Source organism: Oceanobacillus aidingensis (assembly GCF_042654105.1).
GTDB classification, from domain to species: Bacteria; Bacillota; Bacilli; order Bacillales; family Amphibacillaceae; genus Oceanobacillus; species Oceanobacillus oncorhynchi.
The window spans coordinates 233460-256818 of the sequence record NZ_JBHSFT010000014.1 but is presented as its reverse complement, the minus strand read 5'-3'; the positions used below and the strand labels follow the sequence as shown (position 1 = coordinate 256818).

Below are 23359 nucleotides of genomic sequence, written 5' to 3'. Positions count from 1 at the left end.
GTATTTATCCATGATCTGACATGAATAACCTATGAAGTTCCTTTATGTTGAAATTATAATCGTATTAAATAAACTCGTCTAATCCATATCATAGACTTTTTTGATGTGTTTGAAAAGCAAAATGAACAAAAAATAACAAGTCTCGATAAAATGTGTTGTTTTTCTACAATGTTGGTCCATTTTCTTTTCATCTTTTTTCACATTGGAGAGGCTGCCACATTTCATTTCTGCGACAGCCTTCCCTTGTTGCTTCTTTTATTTTATTACCATTCTACCAAGAAAGCTTATCGTTTCTCCAGCTCCGCAGCAAGAATTTCATTTACCAGCGGCGGGTTCGCCTGTCCTTTTGTTGCTTTCATAATTTGTCCGACAAGGAATCCTTTTGCTTTTTTCTTTCCATCCTTGAAATCAATGATAGATTGTTCGTTTTGATCAAGAATTTCATTCACGATTGGCTTCAATTGCTCTGGGTCTGAGATTTGAACCAGGCCTTGTTCTTCGACAATTTTTTCTGGGTCGCCGCCATTTTCAACCAGCTCTGCAAATACCTTCTTCGCAATTTTAGAAGAGATTGTGCCGTCTTCAATCAATTTAACCATTTTCGCCAGGGCATCTGGTGTAATTGCCAGCTCTTCAATCTCTTTATAATGCTTATTCATATAGGCAGAGACTTCTCCCATTAACCAGTTGGATACTTGTTTGATATCTGCTCCGTGCTCTGCTGCTTCCTCAAAGAAATCAGACATCTGCTTAGATGCCGTTAACACATTCGCATCATATTCTGATAAGCCTAATTCGCTTACGTAACGCTCTCTTCTGGCATCTGGAAGCTCAGGAATTTCACTGCGGATGCGTTCCTTCCAAGCCTCATCAATATATAATGGTACAAGGTCCGGCTCAGGGAAATAACGATAATCATCCGAACCTTCTTTGATACGCATCAGAATCGTTTCTTTTGTTTTTTCATCGTAACGGCGTGTTTCCTGCAGGATTTCTCCGCCGGATAATAATACTTTTTCCTGACGTGTTTCTTCAAATTCTAATCCTTTTTGAACAAAGGAGAAAGAATTTAAATTTTTCAGTTCTGCTTTGGTACCAAATTCCTCTTGTCCGATTGGACGAAGTGAAATATTGGCATCACAGCGCAGGGAGCCTTCCTGCATCTTCACATCCGATACACCTGTATACTGAATAATATTTTTCAGCTTCTCCAAGTATGCATATGCTTCTTCTGGAGAACGCATATCCGGCTCAGATACAATTTCAACTAATGGTGTTCCCTGACGATTGTAATCGACATAGGAATAACCGTCTTCCCCATGTGTTAATTTTCCTGCATCCTCTTCCAGGTGTAGGCGGGTGATACCAATTTTTTTCTTTTTGCCGTTTACTTCAATTTCAATCCAGCCATTCTCGCCGATTGGCTGATCAAATTGCGAGATTTGATAAGCTTTCGGGTTATCTGGATAGAAATAGTTTTTACGGTCAAATTTCGTATCTGTTGCAATTTCACAATTGAGTGCCATTGCCGCTTTCATCGCAAAGTTGACTGCTTCTTCATTTAAGACTGGCAGTGTGCCCGGATAGCCTAAGTCAATCGGATTGACATTCGTATTTGGCGCGGAACCAAATTCATTTGTACTCGGGCTGAATATTTTTGATGCGGTTTTTAATTCTACGTGTACCTCAAGTCCAATAATTGTTTCGAAATTCATTACTTGGCACCTCCTAGTTGAGGTCGTTTTGTATGGTGTTCTGTTGCTTGTTCAAATGCATGTGCAGCACGATAAACAGTGCTCTCATCAAAATAGTTTCCGATAACCTGCAAGCCGATTGGCAATCCATCCTCGGAGAAACCGCAAGGAATAGAAATACCAGGAACGCCTGCTAAGTTGACAGGAATCGTTAAGATATCATTCACATACATCGTTAATGGATCACTTGTTTTTTCACCGACCTTAAATGCCGGTGTCGGTGTTGTCGGTCCAACAATCACATCATATTCTTCTAAAATTTTATCAAAGTCATTTTTAATTAATGTACGTACTTTTTGTGCTTTTTTATAATAGGCATCATAGTAACCAGAGCTGAGGGCAAAGGTTCCAAGCATAATACGGCGTTTTACTTCATCACCGAAGCCTTCACTGCGGGATTTCACAAACATATCCAGCATATTTTCTGCATTATCTGAACGGACACCATAGCGTACGCCGTCAAAACGGGCTAAGTTCGCAGAAGCCTCAGAGGATGATAATAAGTAATAAGTTGAAAGTGCATATTTAGAATGTGGCAAGGATACTTCTTCCCAAGTAGCTCCAAGGGATTCATAGACCTTCAATGCCTCTAAAACAGCATTTTTCACTTCTTCGGAAACACCTTCTGCTAAGTATTCTTTAGGAACAGCTATTTTTAAACCTTTTACATCGCCAGTTAATGCTTCTGTATAAGCCGGAACTTCTACATCTGCACTGGTAGAGTCCATTTTGTCATGTCCTGCAATGACTTCCAGTACACGTGCATTATCTTCTACCGTACGGGTCAATGGGCCAATTTGGTCCAAAGAGGATGCAAATGCCACAAGGCCAAAACGGGATACACGTCCATAAGTCGGCTTCATTCCTACAACACCGCAGAATGCTGCCGGCTGACGAATCGATCCGCCTGTATCCGATCCAAGTGAGAATAATACTTCCCCTGCTGCGACTGCTGCTGCAGAACCACCGCTGGAACCGCCGGGAACGTGATCTGTATTCCATGGGTTACGAGTCGGCTCATAGCCGGAGTTTTCATTGGAAGATCCCATCGCAAATTCATCCATATTTAATTTACCAACTGCAACCGGATTTTCAGCATCCAGCTTGTCAACAACGGTTGCATTGTATAACGGGTCCGTGAAATTATCTAAAAATTGACTTGCACAGGTAGTACGAAGTCCTTTCGTTACGATATTATCTTTAATACCAGCCGGGATACCAAATAATACACCGGATTTATTCTCACGTTTGTCCAGTTCTCTTGCTTTCTCCAGCGCTTTTTCTTCATCAAGTGTCAGGAATGCATGCACATCTCCGTCCACTTCTTTAATTTGCTGATAAGATTCTTTCACTAAGTCTTCTACAGTAATCTCTTGATTATGTAATTTTGCTTCCAATTCTTTTATCGTATAGTCAAATAAAGACATGAATATGTTTGCCTCCTTTTATTCTAGAATCGATGGAACACGGATTTGTCCATCCTTTTGGTCAGGAGCATTCTTCAATGCATCCTCTTGTGTAATCCACTTTTTAGGTTCATCTTTACGCATCACATTTTTCAAATCTAATACGTGTGTGGTTGGCTTCACATTATCTGTATCTAATTCATTCAGCTGCTCAGCATATTCAATGATAGCACTCAGCTCATTCGCCATTTGTTCCACAGCTTCATCATCAAATTCCAAGCGTGCGAGATTAGCTACATGCTTTACTTGCTCTTTTGAAATCTCTGCCATTTGCTTAACCTCCAAAATAATCGTATTTATTTATAATATGCTATAAAAATAGCACTTATATTCGAGCGTGCATTTAGAATAAACATCATTCAGCCTATACACTCATTAAAACAACATTATATCATTTTTATAAGATGTTTTATATTAATTATTGCTATATAAATTGAAATTAATATTAGTAGCATTATTAACATTCGTGGTGGTATTAATAATAGTACTATGAATAACACTCTTATTAATACCGTTATTAACACGGATTACACTTATGATAATAGCAAAACTTGCTTATACAAGGCAAGTTTATATTGCTGCATAACAAAAAAACCAAGTTATACTATAATTTACAATTAACATTATAGTATAACTTGGTTTTAGACATAAAATTATATCAAATGTGAGCAATATGCTTATACATTTGGTTTACTTCTCTATAATACTGTGCCGCGTCCTTGTAATTATTATTACCTTCATAGCGTTTTGCCAGCAGCTCGGAATAAAGAATAAAATTCCCGTAGTCCTTTTGCTTCTTTAATAATGGAAGTAAATCTTTGACCAATAATTGTTCAAACAGATTGAACTGTTCTTCAAGAAGATAATTATAGCTGCGCAAGATGTATTTATACACAAGGTATGGCTGTTTATCCTTTAAATCATAGAATACACTTAATCCGTAATCAATATACTCTTCTGCCTCATCATAATAATTCGAATGATAATATTCACGTACGAGTGAAGCTGTGATCTCCACTTTGGTATTCGCTGACACGTCTGAATCATTTAAAATCCCTTTATAGTATTCAATCGCTTTTGTCGAATCACCCTTTGAAGCATATAGATAACCAAGATTCTGGTGAATCTTTTGAACGACTTTTTTATCATGAATGGTTTCTGCAAGCTGCAGACCAAGTGTGAAATTTTTAATTGCCTTTTCATAAAGCTTAATATGAGTATAACAAATTCCTAAAATATTATGGGCACGTGCACAGCGCAGGAAGCTATATTGCTTCATATACATTTCCAGAGCCTCTTCTGCATATTCGATTGCTTCAAGGGAGTTCCTCAGCTTAGAATGTGTCATCGAAATATAATACTTCAAGTCTGCCTCTGCCTTTTCCTCCAGGCGATGATCCTCTGTAATTTTTTCTGCCCGTTTATATTGATACATGGAATGATAATAATTCTTCACCGCAAAGCTGTAGCGTCCGTTAAATAAATACCAGTAATACTGTTCTTCTACACTAAACGTGTTTACAACCTCTTTTAACTGCGTAATTTTATTGGCAGCCAAATCGATTCTTTCAATGAATAAGAAATAATTAATCTTATGAATCTCAAACATAATGAGGTGATTAGAATAATTTTTATCCATCAGCATCTGGATTTCCTGATAGGCAGCTTCCATGTCTTTTTCTTTGGTATTCTCATCAAGCATCTCATACCAATTCTTACAGAGTTCGCCGATTTTCTCCTCCTGGCTCTGATCTATTGTAATACAAAGCCGGTGACACAGCCTTCGGATAATATCCTCATTCGGTTCTGTTTTTTGATTCTCAATCTTCGATAAATAGGATAAAGAAACAATTCCCTCCGATAGCTCCCCTAGAGTCATTTTCTGCTTTGTACGCTGGATTTTGATATACGTCCCAATCGCTATCATGTTATCTTTCACCCCACACTTTTATACTTTTATCACGGCATAGCGGTTCGTGAAGCAACCGTCTCTCTAATAGAGAAATTTTGTTTGACTGCTTATCTAATTTTTTCATAAATAAAGAAAATTAGTGCGAAAGTGCTTAAAAACATTTTCCAATGATAAGCTATTTTAATTCCTTTGTCATTATATCTTATATAAACCCATTGTACCATACTCTGCCGTTCTTCAATTTGGGAAAATCAATAGAAGAATCATTAAATAACTTTCGCCTTCCCGGAAAATTTTCTTAAAAAAAGAAAATCCACTGCTGCTAGCTGATAAACTGCTAGTAACAGTGAATTTCCTGATGCTTTAATCATAAATATGAACTTGAATTTCATCCTCACCCGCATTACGGTAAAGCAGGCTCTCCGTCTTTTGGCTGGAAGTAATATTAACTTCTATATCATAATAGTTTGGAAACATATCCTCAATCAGACCATACACATACTGGGTAAAACCGATAACCTCTCCCTTGCCGTAAAATTCTATCGGGACATCGATGCGTAATTTCTGAAGCTCCTCATCTATATAGAAGCCTTCCCCTACCATTCCGACATAGTTTGGAAAGAAATCACGAATTTCATTTCCAAAGCTTGTTACAAGCTCTTGATCATCATAATATTTTTCCTGACCTTCATCAGAAGGGAAGAGGATATTTTCTTCTTCTACATCCTCCCAGCCGTCAATTGAGCTGCTCCCTCCATCCACATTTGTTTTAGCTACAAAATTTCCCGGCACAGGAGAAGCTTGCTCCTCTTCCCGGTAAATACCGATCATAATTGGAATATCACTGAGTTCTTCATCATTTTCACGAATATCATTGACAATATCTTGTGCAATTTCTGTTGCCTGTTCCATCATTGCACTTTCAGAGATATCTTCATATTGGTAAGGCTCGCCAGTATCGGTCTGGAATTGATAAACAGATTTCATCGCAAGTCCTATAGAGATTCCTTCTAAATTGACATTTCCATCCTCTGTCTGTGTTAAATAATTTTGTTCTAGAACATGGGATAAATAACGCGGATTTTCCCTGAAGGTCTCTTCATCTGCCCCTAGATTTACTTCAGGATTTAAATCATCAATCCAATTATTCACACGATCTTCTGTAAAATATTGCCCTTCTTGAAAATAATAATCTTCCGGACTATATGAATCCGTGGACAGACGGCGTAGTCCTTCTTCCATTTCATCAATATCTACACGGTTCGCCATTTGCCTTGTAATAACGCCTCTTGCCTCACTTGGCTGATATGGTAAAATCATTCGGTAATTTTCCCCTGAAAGTCTATTGCTAGGCACGATAGAAGTCTCTTCCTGGCTGCTGGCATCCTCCTGGACGACTTCCTCCTCGCTGGATGGCTGCTGCTGCACACATCCGCTTAAAAACAGTGCCACTACACTAATGGATAGCATCCATTTTTTCAAAGCGAATCACTCCTCTCCCTCGGTCGCTTCTTTTAACTCTGTTTCACTCCACACTTCTATCCCCAGTTTTTCTGCTTTTTCCAGCTTTGATCCGGCGTCCGCTCCAGCAATAAGGACATCTGTTTTTTTACTTACACTGCCTGTTACTGCCCCGCCTAACGATTCAATCAGCTCTTTCGCTTCTTTTCTCGTATACTGCTCCATTTTACCAGTCAATACAACTGTTTTTCCAGAGAATAAGCTATCTGTTTTTATTTCTGATTTCTTTTGACCGGTGTAAGTCATATTTACACCCAGCTCTTTTAATTCCTTCAATAGCTGCGTCACTTTTTCTTCTTCAAAATATCGGACAATGGAATCTGCCATTTTCTCGCCAATTTCTTCAATGGCTACAATTTCCTCCAAGTTGGCATGCTGAAGCCGCTCCATGGTTTCAAATTCCATCGCCAGAGTCTGTGCTGCTTTTGAACCAATAAAACGAATCCCAAGTCCGAACAATAATCTTTCCAATGAATTGGCTTTAGAAGCCTCAATAGCATTTAAAAGATTAGTAACGGATTTTTCGCCCATCCGTTCTAAATTCAACAAATCCTCTTTTTCCAATCGATATAAATCAGCAATGGTATGGACCAAATCTTCACGGAAAAGCTGAATGATAACTTTTTCTCCTAAACCATCAATATTCATCGCATTCCGGGAGACAAAGTGAATCAACCCCTCCATCAATTGTGCCGGACAGTTCGGATTAATGCAGCGTAATGCTACTTCCCCTTCTAGACGAACCAGTTCATTGCCGCAGTCCGGACATTCCTCAGGCATATGAAATTCTTTTTCTTCCCCGGTCCGCTGTTCGATAATCGAACGGACAACCTTTGGAATAATATCGCCTGCTTTTTTGATAACTACCTGATCCCCAATCCGGATATCCTGTTCACGAATTAAATCCTCGTTATGCAAGGAAGCCCGCTGCACAGTTGATCCTGCTATACGGACAGGTTCAAGAATGGCTGTCGGAGTCACTACGCCTGTTCTGCCGATGCTTAATACAATATCTTTTAAAGTAGTTACAACTTCTTCTGCCGGGAATTTATAAGCAATCGCCCACCGCGGGCTTTTCGCAGTAAAGCCCAGTTCATCCTGATGATCCAGGCTGTCTACTTTCACCACAATCCCGTCAATTTCGTAATTTAAATCCTTGCGGTGTTCGGTCCAATACGTAACAAATTCCAATACCTCTTCAATGCTCTTACATCTTTTCCATTCTTTATTTGTTTTAAATCCCAGACGATGCAAGGCCTCTAAGCTTTTACTATGACTGGTGATATTACTGTTTTCCCATTCACCGACGCCGTATAGAAAAATATCTAAATTACGTTTAGCTGCAATTTTCGGGTCCAGCTGCCTCAATGATCCGGCAGCTGCATTTCTCGGGTTGGCAAACGGTTCTTCACCCTTTTCTTCCCTTTCTTTATTCATCTCTAAAAAGGACTTATGCGGCATAAAAGCTTCGCCACGAACCTCCAAAGTTCCAGCTTCTTTGATACTTAATGGAATACTTCGTATCGTGCGCAGGTTAGATGTAATGTCTTCACCAATTCTTCCATCGCCGCGAGTGGAACCCAGAACAAATTTGCCCTCCTGATATTTTAGAGAAATTGCTAAACCATCTATTTTCAACTCGCACACAAAAGTAACCTCACCAGATACGCCTTCTTGAGCCCGTCTGGCAAAATCTCTTAGATCCTGCTCATTAAAAGCATTGCCAAGGCTCATCATTGGCGTTTCATGCGTTACCTTCCGAAAAGCATCCAGCGGTTCCCCGCCGATACGCTGAGTAGGAGAATCCTCTCTAGCAAGGTCTGGATGCTCTTTTTCTAAATCCTCCAGCTCCCTTAACTTCTGATCATACTCCGAATCGGGTACAGTCGGGTTGTCCAATACATAATAGGAATAACCATATTGATTAAGGACTTCTACTAAGGAATCCATGCGTTCTTTGATTTCTTGTTTGTTCATTCCATTTTACTCCTTTGTTATGGGGGCAAATTTTGCAAGAAGACGTTTGATGCCTACCGGAGCAGGAAATGCTACATCTAATTCCAGCTTTTCTCCTTCTCCCTGTACTCTTACAACCGTACCCGTTCCCCATTTTTTATGAGCAGCTTTATCACCGACAGACCAGCTTTTAGATTCTGCTCCGCTGGACTTAGGTGCCTGCATTTTTTCAGCCCGTCTCTTCGGTGGTGCTTCCTGCTTCTGGCTCGAGCCAAAGCTCTTTCGCATGCTGCCAGCTCCGCCAAATGGTGATTTTTTGGTTGTTTCCATGCCGTCCATCAATTCCACCGGAATCTCATTGATAAATCGGCTGATTGGGTTCATATTGGTACGTCCATATAAAGTACGCATTTGAGCATGCGTCAAATAAAGCTCCTCTTCTGCTCTGGTAATACCGACATAAGCAAGACGGCGTTCCTCCTCCATCTCTTCCTCGTCAAACATCGAGCGGCTGTGTGGAAATACATTCTCTTCCATTCCAATTAAGAAAACGACAGGGAACTCCAGTCCTTTTGCTGCATGCAATGTCATCAGGGTGATTTTTTGAGAGTGATCCGGATCCTCTTCATCGACACGGTCAATATCTGCAATCAATGCTAAATCAGTTAAAAAGGCGATGAGTGTTTTGTCTTCTTCACTTGCTTTTTCAAATTCTTGTGTAACAGTTTTAAACTCTTCTAAGTTCTCCAGTCTAGACTGCGCTTCAATGGAACGCTCATTATTCAGCATTTCTTCATAGCCGGTCCGTTCCAGCACAGCTTCTACCATATCCGTCGCTGTCAGAAACTCCTGCTGCTGTGTAAGCGAGCTGATAAGGCTACCGAATCCTGCTAAAGCATTGGCTGCTTTTTTCGAAACACCCGTGAAATCAACTTCCTTCACTGCTTCAAAGAGAGAAATATCATGCTCTGCTGCATATGCTTGCAAGCGTTCAATCGATGTTTTTCCTATTCCTCTTTTAGGTTCATTTACCACACGCTGGAAGCTGATATCATCATCGGGATTCGTAATTAACCTTAAATAAGCAATCATATCCTTGATTTCTTTACGGTCATAGAAGCGTGTACCGCCAACCATTTGATAGCTGATAGCTGATTTGACAAATGTATCCTCAATTGCACGGGATTGTGCATTGGTACGATACAATATAGCAATGTCACTTGGCTGGTATTTGCCTGACCGAGTTAACTGCTGAATGGTATCTGCAATATATAAAGCCTCTTCCTGCTCAGTTGCTCCTTTATAATAGGATATCTTTTTTCCGTCATCCTTATCCGTCCAAAGATTTTTCGGCTTTCGTCCAGAGTTATTGCCAATTACTTTATTCGCCGCCAGTAAAATCGATTTGGTAGAGCGGTAATTTTGCTCCAGCATGACAGTTTTCGCTGACGGGTAATCTTTTTCAAAGGACAGGATATTCGTAATATCTGCTCCGCGCCAACGGTAGATAGACTGGTCTGAATCGCCGACTACACACAGATTTTGATACCTTTTGGCAAGCTGTTTGACCAGAAAGTATTGTGCATGGTTTGTATCCTGATACTCATCGACATGAATATATTGGAACCGTCTCTGGTAATATTCCAAAACTTCCGGTACACGGTCAAATAAATGAATCGTCTGCATAATCAGGTCATCAAAATCTAAGGACTGATTTTTCCGCAGCATTTTCTGATAGCCTTCATAAATCTGCGCTACTTGGCGGTCATAGAAATTACCGGCATTCTTCGCAAATTCATCTTCTGTAATCAGCTCATTTTTTGCTGTACTAATCTGTCCAAGCATCGCCCGGGGATCAAATTTCTTTGGATCAATATTGAGATTTTTAAGTACTTGCTTTACAACAGATAATTGATCTGCGCTGTCTAAAATGGAAAAGTTCGAGGAATATCCAATCCGGTCAATGTCCCGGCGTAAAATCCGGACACACATCGAGTGAAATGTAGAGACCCACATATATTCACCTTGAGGACCGACTAATTTCGCTACCCGCTCCTTCATTTCTCTTGCCGCTTTATTGGTAAAGGTAATCGCTAAAATATTTCGGGGAGCTACTTCCTTCTCTCCCATTAAGTAAGCAATTCGATGTGTCAATACGCGTGTTTTCCCGCTTCCAGCTCCTGCCATAATTAAGAGCGGACCTTCTGTATACCGTACAGCCCTCTGCTGCTCCGGATTTAATGTATTTATCATCGCTTCCAGCGTTTGCTCCATCTTATCTCTTCCTTCCTTGGTTATTCTCCTTTTTACATATCCTCTTTAACAGCAGCTACTGTCTTGAGTGCTTGTTTTATATCCGTATAAATACTGTTTCCAACAATAATTGCATCAGCATACTCTTTCATCTCTTTGGCCTGCTCCGCTGTCTCAATACCGCCGCCATAGAAAAGCTTGGTGTCATTAAGTTCTGCCTTCACCTCGCGAACGACTTCTGCATCACCATAGGTACCGCTGTATTCCACATAAAAAATGGGCAGATGAAAAACATGCTCTGCCATATATGCATATGCCTTTACATCTTCTATATCGGGCAATTCACAATTCGTATGCCGGAAAGCTTTTGCTTCTGGATTTAAAATGCAATAACCTTCAAAGTATACCTCACTGTACTCCATCATGTCGATATATTCCTTGATTGCTTTTTGCTGTATATCCATCACATATTTTTTCTCTTTTGAATTCAATACCATCGGAACAAAATAAGTATCAAAGCCTGGAGTCAATGCTTCTTCATTCGAGATTTCCAAAACCACCGGTACCATATGTGCTCTGCGAATTCTTGATAATAAATCTAAAACCCCGTCTAATGTGACATCATCAGTGCCGCCGACTATAATCGCATCGGTCCCTGATTCACAAATTTTATCTAAATCTTCATCAGATATTTCCTTTGCTGGATCTAATTTAAACAGATGCTTCCATTCATTTATATTCATAATCAGTACAAATCCTCCATTATTACATTCATCTCTTTATTATAACAAAAATCGGCAAATGAATAGAACGGATAAGGTAAAGATTTTCAATATCTTAAGCAAAAACTTATTTACAAAATAGTGTTTATAAAGTGAAACTTCCTTCAGTGGGGATTTTTCAACGCACAACGCTTTATGATAGGCGAGTAATCACAACGCCAGCCAGTTACACTGCGATAAAATAAAAAAGAGAAATCGAAACTATTTGCCTTACTTCAATAGTTTCGATTTCTCTTTTAGGCATTATTCTTCTGATTCTTCTTTTTCTTCTTCTCCTTTGATATGCAGCCTTTTCAAAACCAAATTATAGCCGTCACTGCCATAGTTAATGCAGCGTCTCACTCGGGAGATGGTTGCAGTGGAAGCTTTTGTTTCCTGCTCGATGGCACTGTATGTTTTTTCTTCTGTCAGCATTTTCGCAACCCGTAAACGTTGTGCCAGGGATTGGATTTCTGACATAGTAGCAATATCATCAAAAAACTGATAACACTCCTCACGCGTTTTTAATGATAATATAGCATCAAACAATTGATCGAGCTGCTCCCCTCGTAGCTTATCTATTTGCACTTCAATTCCCCCTTATTTTTCCTGTCCTTCTCTGTACCATTCTGAAAAGAAGAATAGGAAATAGTATTTTATTCATCCAACGAAGCTTCCTTCTCTAAACAAGAGCTTATTTTCGTCCATCAGGACAACTTTATTATACTAACGCATCGTAGCCGGAATTACAATTTCCCTTTTTTTCACATCCAGCAATCCCTGCTGTGTAATACGGAAGAAAGGCAGGTGGAAGGCAGAAAGAAATAACAGGCTGTAAATCGGATCTTCATATGCGTATCCGTGTGCTTTCAACACCTTTTTTATTTCCTTGTTCATCGGAATCAATTCTTCCATCGCGTTCTTCGGCATCACTCCTCCAAGGGGAAGCGGCATTTCTGCTAAAATCTCTCCCTGGTCCACCAATACAATTGCTCCGCCCAGCTCTCTCATCCGTTTCGCGGCAATACGGATATCTTTCTTAGAATTACCAATATGAATAATATCTCCCGTAGCTGAAAAACTGCTGACCAGCGCACCGAGCTTCGGAGCAAATCCGCGAATAATTGTATTTACCCGCCACTTGCCATGCTTATCAATTAATGCAATAAATTGCTCGCTTTTACTGGAGGGAATCTGATCAGCACTGACATCTGATACAATCGTATATGGCTGGATAATCACATCATTGACCATATCCATCCCGATTGGACTCGAAAACTGTAAATCCTCGTCCGTCAGCTCCCAGTCAAATTCAACTGATGTAATATCAAATTCTTCCCAATTAATGACGGATGGATAAGGAATTGCTTCGCCGTCCTTTTTGATCCATTTCCCTTTGCTTATCACGCTCTCCGGGTGCGGATTTTGTTTATCTAAAAGGATATTTATATTAGCAACTCTTCCCGGCGCAATACTGCCGAATTCTTCCTCCATATTAAAATGTCTGGCAGGATGGTAGCTCGCCATGCGATAAGCCGTTTCTGCAGGCAGTCCATTCTCTATTGCTTTCTCAATACAAACATTGATTATGCCATCTTCCATAAAGGCTGGTGTTGGTCCATCCATTGTAAAACTCATATTATCAAATTGCGATAACCCTTTATCGAGAAGGCCTTTAATTATTTCCGGCAAATCTGGACGGATTGGTGAGTAACGAAGACTGACACGATAACCAAGCTCCAGCCGTTTTAACACATCCTCCGCCGTCATTGATTCATGATCACTCGAAATGCCGAAAAGCTTCATTTTTGTCAGAGTGCGGGATGACGCGCCCGGCAAGTGGCCTTCTATCGGCTTGCCCAGCTTCTTCATCTCCTGAATCCAGTACAGCAGACGATCACCGCCTGTCAGCAAGCTCGGCCAGTCCGTCAGCTCTCCTCCCTGAATAACCAGCGGATGCTCTGCCCAATCTAATACATCTCTCGTATTAAACACATGATCATCCTTCAGTATGGTCTGGCTGTCAAAACGATTCCACCAAAACATATTTACCGGCAATTTAGAAAAAGCATTTATCATAGAGAACGTTTTCTTTTTATTTAACAGCAAATACCAGGTTAAATTATCATTTACAAAGGTCGTCGTTCCCGTTTTCGCAGCATACATCACCGTTTCTTCCGGATTAGCAGCCTGAAAAGGGTGAGCATGCGGCTCAATATAGCCTGGCACTACAAATTTCCCCTGACAATCATAAAAATTTGTCCCTGTTGTCTCTTCAGGCAGATTTTCACCAACATAAACAATCCGGTTCTCATAAATCCAAACGTTTGCTTCCATCCATTGATTTGTATATACATTTAAATAGGTTGCATTGGTCAAGATAGTGCTGGGTGCAACCGTCCCGTCGATTACATTGACATGCTGTCGTAATTCCCGATTTCTCCATAATGTCATTAAGCAACTCTCCACTATTTGTCATTTATTTTTATTCTATCATAAATGTAGTGCTTTAATATAATAAAGTTGACTTTTTCTCTTATGAATAGGTATAGATCGGTACTGCGTTTTTATATTTTATATACTTGCTCCAGCAATTTTTACAGCATGGACAAAGGAGCTAATGCAATCTAGAAAAAGACAGAGTCCGATTCCAGAAATTTATTGATATCACGATTACCACCTAAATCCAATTAGAAAAACCAAGAATACCGCTTGTTCTTAAAACATTGGTGTTCTTGCCAAAGAGATGTCCGCTCCGGGAAGTCGCTTTCCGCGGGCAACGTTCAGCCTCCTTTAAAGAAGAATTGCTGATTGGCAAGCCGTCAGGTGCAGACAGAAGCATAGTCGCACTTATGCCCTGCGGGTAGAAAGAAAACCACTTCCTGCTCAGGTCTACCTGTTGCTTTTCCCGCAGGAGTCGACAACATCCGCTCCCATCTAAGAAGAATTATGTTTTATTTGCTTTTTTTCAAAGAAATAACGCAAATTCTAGCGACAGATGAGTTTGATGGGGCGAGTAATCGCAGCAACGGTTTTAATAGACCGAGTAATCGCAGTCCCAGAGGAAAAACACGTAGACTCCTATGGGAAAGCGTAGTATTTTTCTGGGGGGGTTGCGATTACTCACCCCACCATAACCCGTCGCAGCGGTCGCATTAACCTGACAACATTGAAGATTACTCCCCCCCATGAAATCCGTTGGAACGGCTATACTCAGCACTTTTTTATACTTCCTTACGTGCAAAAAACAGTGCAGTTTCTACAAATTTCGCAAAAACTGCACTGCATCTTATTTAAGATATGACCGGATGTTTCAAAGAAATCCGAGTTACTTGAAAAGTTCGTTTTGATCATAAAGCTGTTTACATTTTATTTACTGTACATCCCCTGTAAAGTAAGTTGCAATTTGCGGGAAGATGCATAACAGAATGATAAACAGAACCATAATCAGGGCATAAGGTATCACGCCTTTTACAATTTCGGCGATGGTATTGTTTTTATCCAGCCCTTTTAAAACAAACAGATTTAAACCTACAGGCGGTGTAATTAGTGCCAATTCCATGTTAATTACCATAATAATAGCAAACCATATCGGATCAAATCCTAACGCAGTAATAATCGGATACAGGATTGGTACGGTAATAACCAAAATAGAGACAGTTTCTAAAAACATTCCCAATACAAGTAATACAATGTTAATCAGAATAAAGATAACCCAAGGTGATAAATCTGTCGCGGTGGCAGCTGCTGTAATCTGCTGCGGAATTTGCAATATAGTTAAGATAAAACCAAGCAGCTTAGCACCAATGATAATAAATAGAATCATCGCACTCGTTTTAACTGTGGACAGGATCATCACTTTCAAATTAGCAAACGTCAGATTCCGATATACCACAATGGCAATGAGAAAGGCTAATACCGCGCCGACTGCAGCCGCTTCTGTCGGTGTGAAGATTCCTGAGTAAATTCCGCCGATAATCACAATCGGCAGCAATAGCCCCCAGATGGCTTTTTTAGACGCTTCCCACCGTTCTGCCCATGTAGCAGGCTCTTCTTTTATATGCCACATTTGAATAGAAGAAAAAATCATAAAGCTTAACGTTAAGATAATCCCTGGCACGACACCGGCAATAAATAATTTTCCGACGGATTCCCCGGTGAGTGAACCGTATAAAATCATCGGCACGCTCGGAGGAATAAGAATACCCAGCGTACCGCCGGCTGCCAATAATCCAAGCACATATTTCTTTTTATATCCCCGGCGAACCATTTCCGGAAGCGCTACGGCGCCAACTGTTACAGCTGTTGCCACACTGGAGCCCGAAATAGCAGAAAATATCGCACAACAGAAAACGGTCGCTATACCTAACCCCCCGGGAAAATGTCTGAACCATCTGCTCGCCATTTCGTACAAATCCCGTCCTACTCCGCTGACAACAAGGATTTGACTCATCAGTATATACATCGGCAAAGCTGTCAATGTAAAGTCATCCAAAGCTGAGTACGCTATAATCGGAATTTGTGCAAAAGCAAAGCTTCCCCCGTTAAATAGAAACATTCCGAGTACAGCAAGCATCCCTAAAGAAAATGCAACCGGGAGACCGATAAGCAAGAATGTAGCTAATCCTCCAGCAAAAAATAGATTCATAGATGGTCTCCTCCTTTATGTACATTCCCGTCAATCAGCTGCAATATAAATGCGATAATGAGCAGAACGCCGCCTATCGGAATAAATAATTCAGGTAAATACATCGGTATACGCAGCAAGGAGGTGGAAATAACTCCTAATTCAAATGTCATAAAAACATGTTTAAATCCATACCATGTCAATATCGCACTAAAAAGTAATCCAAGCCCGTTACAAATATATGCGAATATCCTGCGAGCAGCGTCATTCACACGATTTACCAATAAATCTACTGTAATATGCGCATATGTCCTCACTGCATATGCCGTTCCCAAAAAACAGCTTCCTATAATCGCATACGTAGATAATTCCGTGGCCCATGCAGTCGGCATACCAAAGAATGATCTGGATATTACTTCATAAAACGTCATCAACGTTGTCGCGAATATTAAAATCCCAGCTAGATAACCCGCGTATTTAATTAATAAATCAGAAAATTTATACAATCTATTCATGCTGTAACTCCTTCCAAGTGATGAACAACTTTTATTCGCCATCTACTATATCTAATAATTCACTGCCTGCTTCTCCAGCCTCTTCTTCAAAGATTTCCCACACCGGCATTGCAGCTTCTTTCCATATATCGAGTTCATCATCAGGTACTTCATATACTTCCATTCCTCTGTCTTTCAGCACTTGGAGTGTTCGTTCATCTTCCAGCTTCGTTTGCTGGCGAATCCATTCTTCGGTCTCATTGGCAGTTTCTTCAATTAATGTTTGTGTATTTTCAGGCAAATCATCCCAAAATTCTTGATTAACGCCCAGAATAAATTCAAAATAAGTATAATTATTTATCGTCAAATAATCTGTTACTTCATCATAACTGCGCTGCACCATTGCTGTTGTTCCAGATGTAGCACCATCTACGGTTTGCCTTTGCAATCCCATGTATACTTCTCCGCCTCCCATAAACACCGGAGATGCGCCATAAGCTTGAATTAATTCAGAAGGGAGTGTTCCTACACTGCGGATTTTCAGACCTCTAAAATCTTCTGGAGATTCCAGCGGACGTTTATTATTCGCAAATTGTCCAAAGCCATAATCACCAAACATCAATACTTTCACACCGACGTCTTCCATTTCGGAACGAAGTATATCTCCGAATTCACCATTCAAGGCTTCCCCTGCTTCCTCATATGCTTCAAATACATAAGGGACATCAAATATTCCCATCGCAGGTACTGTAGAAGACCAGATTGTAGAAGAATTCATTCCCATTTCTACACCGCCTGTTAAAAGCGACTGGTTCATATCTGTATCAGACAGCAGCTGCCCATTCGCAAAAATCTGCATATCTATCTGGCCGTTTGATTTCTCTTCTATTTTTTTAGCAAATTCTTCTATTCCCTCTGAAATATGATGACCTGATGGCAGATTATAAGCTAATCGAATCGTAGCCGGTTCATACTCCTCGCCGCTCGCTTCTGTTTCTTTCGGGGTCTCGTCACCATTGCTGCAGGCCGATAAAATGACTCCTGTAAGAAGCAGCAGGAATGAAAAATAACGTAATTTCTTCATTCCATCATCTCCTTCATCGTGCGTGTTCTATCTAAATGGCGGATTCTCCCAAGCGGTGTTTTAGAAGAAAGACTCGCTGCAAAGTCAGCCGCTTCGAACAGCTTATTGATATCTACTCCTGTTTTAACCCCCATCCGTTCAAACAGATATACTAAATCTTCCGTTGCCAGATTCCCTGCTGATCCTGGAGCGAACGGACAGCCGCCGATTCCGCTGACTGCTGCTTCAAATATCCGCACGCCTGCCGTGTACGCAGCATATGCATTCGCTAAACCCAATCCTCTCGTGTCATGGATATGGAAAGAAACATTTGTATCTCCTGTCACATCGAATACTTTTTTGAATAAACGATTCACAGCATCTGGTGTCGCGATGCCAATTGTATCTGCAATTCCAATTCTGTCCGCTCCGGCCTGTACCGCTTTTTCTGCCAATTCAAGCACTTTTTCTTCCTCTACATGCCCTTCATAGGGGCAGCCAAAGCTGACCGCAATCGAGAAGCAAATTTCCATCCCTTTTGATTTTGCTTCTTTTGCTACTTCCGTAAACATTTCGAAATTTTTATCAATCGTCATTCCTAAATTTTTATCGCTGAAGGTTTCTGTTGCAGAGGCTGCCCAATTCAGTTCCAAATGCGGAAACTCACTTGCCCGCATAAACCCTCTTTGATTCGGAATCAATGCAATAGGCTGTATATTCTTATTTGAATGGATCTGCTCTAATAACGCTTCGGCATCCGCCATCTGTGGAACTTTTTTCGGATGAACAAAAGAGGCAGCCTCAATTTTTTTAATTCCTGCTTCTGTGAGCTTATCGATAAGCTTTGCTTTTTCTTCTGTAGAAACTTTTTTCGGTTCTATTTGCAATCCGTCACGCGGGCTTACATCAATAATAGTAACCTGTGTCATCAGATGATTCCTCCCTCTTTTAACCTTTTAAAATCCTCATAGGAGAAGTTTAGAAATTCCTTGTAGATTTCCTCATTATGCTGACCCAGCATCGGCCCGTTTGCTTCAATTTCTCCCGGCGTTTCCGAAAGCTTCGGTACAATGCCCGGGGTCTTTATTTTTTGGCCGTCATCCAGCACAATTTCCTGGATCATATCTCTGGATTGGTAATGTACGTCCTCAATAATATCCTTGATACTATAAATCGGGCTGACCGGCACGGAAGCTCCGTCTAAAATCCGCTGCACCTCTTTAATCGGATATTGTTTCGTCCATGATTGAATGACACTATCAATATATTCCACGTTATTCACCCGGTCTTGGTTCGTTGCATATTTGGGATCTTCTGCCATGTCCTTTCTTCCGATGGCTGTCATCAGACGCTGGAAAATACGGTCTCCATTTCCGCCGATAATGACGTAGGAACCATTCGCACACAGGTAGGAATTAGACGGAGCTACACCCGGCAGTGTACTTCCTGTTCTCTCGCGAATCTCCCCTGTTAAATCAAACTCCGGAAGCATTCCTTCCAATAAGCTGAATACGGACTCATAAAGAGCAACATCTACTTCCTGCCCCTTTTTTTCCTCATCCCGATCGCGAACTCGTAACGCCATCAATGTGCCGATAACAGCATATAATCCGGCAACCATATCTCCAATAGCAATTCCGACCCGAACCGGCGGCAAATCCGGGTAACCCGTTAAATACCTCAGTCCTCCGACTGCTTCTGCTACACTTCCAAATCCGGCTTTTTCCCGATATGGGCCTGTCTGGCCATAACCGGATATTCTTGTTAATACGATAGAAGGATTCACTTTCTTCAGCGTTTCATAGCCTAACCCCCACCGTTCCAACGTTCCTGGTTTAAAATTTTCTAAAACAACATCCGCTGTTTTCGTCAGATTCTTAATAATCTCCTGTCCTTCCGCTTCACGAAGATTGACGGTAATCGATTTTTTATTCCGTGATTGAACATGCCACCAAACGGATGTATCCTTGTACATGACTCTCCAGTTTCTAAGCGGATCACCATTTTTCGGTTCTTCTACCTTAATCACTTCTGCTCCAAATTCAGAGAATAATTTTCCTGCAAAAGGAGCAGCTACAATATTTCCTAATTCTAATACCCTTATTCCTTCAAGTGGCTTTTTCTTGCTCAATCTAATCCCTCCAACTCATCTCTGTTCAAATTCAGAAAGTGTGTAAAATCTCTTTCAATATGCTGTTTCATTAATTCTTTTGCAGCATCTGCATCCTGCCTGGCAATGGCCTCCCATATTTGCTCATGATCCGCAAATGCTGTTTCTCTATGTGTCGGGTCTTTATCCACAATGACTTCCCGATAAAAACTATTCACCCCGCGCAGTGTCCCGAGCATGGATATGAGAAAAGGATTTGCACTGGCTTCAATAATAATATCGTGAAAAGCTACCGTGACATGTTTTTCATTATCATCCTGCTTTTCTTTATGACGGGCGGTATTTTCCACTTCCTGCTTCATCAAGAGCAGCTGTTCATCTGTCCGTCTGATAGCAGCGTAATAAGCGGCAAGTGACTCCATCCCTATCCGGCATTCGTACAAATACCTGAAATCTGTAAGAGAAGGCTCTACAACCGTAACACCGCCGGTTTTTGATAAATTCAGAAATCCCTCTTTTTCCAGCATCCGTATCGATTCACGAATAGGGCTCCGGCTAACATTTAATGCTTCTCCTATCTTTTCTTCTATTAATCTTTCTCCAGGTTTGAATTTTCCGACAATAATTTGCTCTCTCAAGTAATCGTATACTTGGCTTTTTAAGGTTTTCTTTACGATTTCTACTATGACAATCACCTCCTGTATACAGTATGCAAGTTCATTCGTTCATATTATTACAATAAAAGTAAAAAGTCAAACTATTTCAAAGATAAAAATGCAGATTTTTCTTCATTCAGAAAAAATAAAAGCTCTGCACCCATAACTGGACGCAGAGCTTTTATTAATTCATTCGATTTTTAGGATCATACGATTACTTTTTACTTAATTGATCCACCGCTAAAATAGCTTGGGCAACATCATCGGCAGTGATTTCTTTAGAAAGGTTGCCCATGGTTTCTCCTTCTTGCGTTGCTGCAGCTCCAACCTTTTGTAAATCTTCATAGGATACTTCGTCCAAATGCATTTCTTCCAAGGACGTCGGCAGGCCTAGTGACTGATAAAAGTCGATGTATTTTTGGATTTCCTGTTCTGGATGCAATTCCAGTACAAGCTGTGTCAGCGTACCATAAGCAACTTTTTCACCATGCGTTAGATGATGGATATCTCCATCCAGCACGGTAAAGCCATTATGGATGGCATGTGCAGCAGCTAATCCGCCGCTCTCAAATCCAAGTCCGGATAAAAGGGTGTTTGCTTCTACAACTGCTTCCACTTGCTTGGTCACCAGATTTTTTTCTACTGCTTTATATGCTGCTTTTCCGTAAGCGAATAAGGTTTTCTCACACGCTTCTGCAATAGCACGTGCAGCAATGCTCGTCTTTCCTCCTGCCATTGCTTCTCCATTACTTTTAATCGTTGCTCTTGCTTCCACCCATGTTGCCATGGCATCAGCTATTCCAGAAGCAAACAGACGGGCTGGTGCACCAGCTACTACTTTCGTATCTACCAGCACTAATTCTGGATTTTTATTATAAAACTTATAGGATTCAAAAACACCCTCGTCATTATAAATAACAGATAATGCACTTGTCGGTGCGTCTGTTGATGCAGTCGAAGGAACAATAACAACACTTACTTCCAGCTCATCCGCAACGGCTTTTGCTGTATCAAGTGTTTTTCCTCCTCCGACACCAATGATAAAGTCGGCCTCCGCTTTATTACCTTCTTCTGCTATGCGGCTGATTTCTGTTATAGAGGCTTCGCCATTAAATGGAACAAAATGAAAATCGATATTTACATCTTTCAGGCTGCTCTCAACCGTTTCCTCCGTTATCTTCCAAACCACTTCATCAGATATAATTAATGGTTTCTTCCCAACTGCTTCAACATATTTGCCAAGCTCGTTTAAAGCTCCTTTTCCTTGAACATATTTGCTCGGTGAAGTAAAAATAACGTTAGACATCAAATCTCTCCAATTCTTATATTTCCCTTTATTATACCCATCATTTGGATTGCCAAAACAGTAACGTACCCTTGCATCACATATTCAGAAAATAGAAATATTTTTTCGCAATAACTTTTAAAATGCAAATAAAAATGCAAAGGAGATTTCCGTCCTTTGCATTTTTCTACCTCTATTTAGCTATATCGCTCCGGTAAAAAAAGTTACCATTCAGTTCTGCTTTATCCAGCTGCTGATACACTTTTTCTGCAGCCTGTGAAAGTGTGTCTGCACGTCCGCCGATCAGGAGCACTCTTCCTCCGTCATTGACAAGCTTTCCATCTGCCTTTTTTGTTCCGGCATGAATAATATAGGTGTCTTCTGTATCTTCAAATTGAGGAAGCTCATTCCCTTTATTATACGCTCCTGGATACCCTTCCGATGCAAGCACGACACCGACACAGGCTTCCTTATGCCATTCTAAATGCGGGTCCTTTTTTGCCAATACATCCTGCAGAACCTGGAGTAGATCATTCTTTAATAAAGGAAGAACGACCTGCGTTTCCGGATCGCCAAAACGTGTATTGAACTCAATTACTTTAGGGCCTTTTTCCGTCATCATTAAGCCCGCATAAAGAATCCCTGTGAATGGTCTGCCTTCTTCCAGCATTCCTGCTGCTGTTTTTTCTAAAATCTGTTCAACAGCGAATTGATAATCTTCTGCCCTCAAATCCGGAATCGGAGCAAAAGCTCCCATGCCGCCTGTATTGGGACCTTCATCATGGTCAAACGCCCTTTTGTGATCTCTTGCTGCCATCATTGGATAGACCTTATCTTCATGGACAAACGCCATTAAGGAAAATTCAGCGCCCTCTAAATACTCTTCAATCACCACAGTAGAGCCGGCCTGATCAAATGCTTTGTCCACAAGCATATCATCGATCGCCTGAACAGCTTCCTCCTCTGTCATCGCCACAATAACACCTTTTCCAGCTGCTAAACCGTCTGCTTTGATTACAATAGGAGCACCAGTTTCCGCAATTCTCTTTTTCGCCTCTTCAGCATCCTGATAAACACCGTAAGAAGCAGTAGGGATATCATATTTTTTCATGAAATCCTTTGCAAAGCTTTTACTGCCTTCCAGCCATGCTGCTTCTTGTGTGGGGGCAAAAACAGCAAGGTTTTCCTGTTGAAACCGGTTGGTGATTCCGGCATTTAACGGATTCTCAGGGCCAACAACCGTTAAATCAATTGCCGCTTCTTTTGCAAAAGCTGCTAATTCTTCTATGTTCATTTCATCAATGGGAACACATTCGGCTTCTTCTTCCATGCCGGCATTTCCAGGAGCAACATAAATCTTGTCTAACTGCGGGTTTTCCTTTAACTTTTTGATGATACTATGCTCTCTGCCGCCGCGTCCTACAACTAATATTTTCATAGCTTCCCCTCCGTTTTCAAACTTCTCAAGATGAGTGAATTTTTTTATCAGTTCGTAACTTAA

The 23359-nt window shown here is 40.8% G+C and carries 18 protein-coding genes; all 18 read right to left on the bottom strand.

All coding sequences use genetic code 11. The annotated features are described in order from the left end of the window. Positions 1-284: 284 nt before the first annotated feature. Positions 285-1715 carry an Asp-tRNA(Asn)/Glu-tRNA(Gln) amidotransferase subunit GatB gene (gatB, locus tag ACFO3P_RS10750; protein ID WP_042533070.1) on the bottom strand — a complete coding sequence of 477 codons (1431 nt, stop codon included), beginning with the start codon at positions 1713-1715 and terminating at the stop codon, positions 285-287. Beyond that, the gene (gene gatA, locus ACFO3P_RS10745; protein ID WP_042533068.1) at positions 1715-3181 is read right to left on the bottom strand and encodes an Asp-tRNA(Asn)/Glu-tRNA(Gln) amidotransferase subunit GatA; all 1467 of its coding nucleotides are present in this window, start codon (positions 3179-3181) and stop codon (positions 1715-1717) included. Before gatA ends, gatB begins: the two co-directional genes overlap by 1 nt. A gap of 18 nt (positions 3182-3199) precedes the next feature. Further along, positions 3200-3490, bottom strand: coding sequence for an Asp-tRNA(Asn)/Glu-tRNA(Gln) amidotransferase subunit GatC (gene gatC / locus ACFO3P_RS10740; protein ID WP_042533066.1), 291 nt, complete (start codon positions 3488-3490; stop codon positions 3200-3202). A gap of 388 nt (positions 3491-3878) precedes the next feature. Next, positions 3879-5147: a helix-turn-helix domain-containing protein gene (locus tag ACFO3P_RS10735; RefSeq protein WP_289584845.1), complete on the bottom strand. Its 1269-nt coding sequence runs from the start codon at positions 5145-5147 to the stop codon at positions 3879-3881. A gap of 348 nt (positions 5148-5495) precedes the next feature. Next, positions 5496-6614 carry a CamS family sex pheromone protein gene (locus tag ACFO3P_RS10730; protein WP_289584846.1) on the bottom strand — a complete coding sequence of 373 codons (1119 nt, stop codon included), beginning with the start codon at positions 6612-6614 and terminating at the stop codon, positions 5496-5498. A gap of 6 nt (positions 6615-6620) precedes the next feature. Continuing rightward, positions 6621-8630: an NAD-dependent DNA ligase LigA gene (ligA, locus tag ACFO3P_RS10725; protein ID WP_289584847.1), complete on the bottom strand. Its 2010-nt coding sequence runs from the start codon at positions 8628-8630 to the stop codon at positions 6621-6623. 6 nt (positions 8631-8636) lie between these two features. After that, positions 8637-10883: a DNA helicase PcrA gene (gene pcrA / locus ACFO3P_RS10720; protein ID WP_289584848.1), complete on the bottom strand. Its 2247-nt coding sequence runs from the start codon at positions 10881-10883 to the stop codon at positions 8637-8639. A gap of 32 nt (positions 10884-10915) precedes the next feature. Continuing rightward, the gene (gene pcrB, locus ACFO3P_RS10715; RefSeq protein WP_289584866.1) at positions 10916-11608 is read right to left on the bottom strand and encodes a heptaprenylglyceryl phosphate synthase; all 693 of its coding nucleotides are present in this window, start codon (positions 11606-11608) and stop codon (positions 10916-10918) included. Positions 11609-11887: 279 nt separating this feature from the next. After that, positions 11888-12211 (bottom strand): YerC/YecD family TrpR-related protein, encoded by a 324-nt coding sequence (locus ACFO3P_RS10710; protein ID WP_042533048.1) that lies wholly within the window; start codon positions 12209-12211, stop codon positions 11888-11890. 138 nt (positions 12212-12349) lie between these two features. Then, entirely contained in the window at positions 12350-14077 is a 1728-nt protein-coding gene (locus ACFO3P_RS10705) for an adenine deaminase C-terminal domain-containing protein (protein ID WP_289584849.1), read from the bottom strand. Between the two features lie 919 nt (positions 14078-14996). Then, positions 14997-16271: a TRAP transporter large permease gene (locus tag ACFO3P_RS10700; RefSeq protein WP_289584850.1), complete on the bottom strand. Its 1275-nt coding sequence runs from the start codon at positions 16269-16271 to the stop codon at positions 14997-14999. Further along, on the bottom strand, positions 16268-16765 hold the full coding sequence (locus tag ACFO3P_RS10695) for a TRAP transporter small permease (protein ID WP_042533041.1): 498 nt from the start codon (positions 16763-16765) through the stop codon (positions 16268-16270). The genes ACFO3P_RS10700 and ACFO3P_RS10695 overlap by 4 nt, the downstream gene beginning before the upstream one ends. A 31-nt stretch (positions 16766-16796) precedes the next feature. Then, a complete protein-coding gene (locus ACFO3P_RS10690; protein WP_289584851.1) occupies positions 16797-17828 on the bottom strand; it encodes a TRAP transporter substrate-binding protein in 1032 nt (343 codons plus the stop codon). Continuing rightward, on the bottom strand, positions 17825-18736 hold the full coding sequence (locus ACFO3P_RS10685) for a hydroxymethylglutaryl-CoA lyase (RefSeq protein WP_289584852.1): 912 nt from the start codon (positions 18734-18736) through the stop codon (positions 17825-17827). The genes ACFO3P_RS10690 and ACFO3P_RS10685 overlap by 4 nt, the downstream gene beginning before the upstream one ends. Beyond that, positions 18736-19938, bottom strand: coding sequence for a CaiB/BaiF CoA transferase family protein (locus tag ACFO3P_RS10680; protein WP_289584853.1), 1203 nt, complete (start codon positions 19936-19938; stop codon positions 18736-18738). The genes ACFO3P_RS10685 and ACFO3P_RS10680 overlap by 1 nt, the downstream gene beginning before the upstream one ends. Continuing rightward, on the bottom strand, positions 19935-20612 hold the full coding sequence (locus ACFO3P_RS10675; RefSeq protein ID WP_256705992.1) for a GntR family transcriptional regulator: 678 nt from the start codon (positions 20610-20612) through the stop codon (positions 19935-19937). Before ACFO3P_RS10675 ends, ACFO3P_RS10680 begins: the two co-directional genes overlap by 4 nt. A gap of 175 nt (positions 20613-20787) precedes the next feature. Next, a complete protein-coding gene (locus ACFO3P_RS10670; protein WP_193063870.1) occupies positions 20788-21879 on the bottom strand; it encodes a glycerol dehydrogenase in 1092 nt (363 codons plus the stop codon). A gap of 172 nt (positions 21880-22051) precedes the next feature. Next, positions 22052-23296 carry a phosphoribosylamine--glycine ligase gene (gene purD, locus ACFO3P_RS10665; RefSeq protein ID WP_193063871.1) on the bottom strand — a complete coding sequence of 415 codons (1245 nt, stop codon included), beginning with the start codon at positions 23294-23296 and terminating at the stop codon, positions 22052-22054. Positions 23297-23359: the final 63 nt, after the last annotated feature.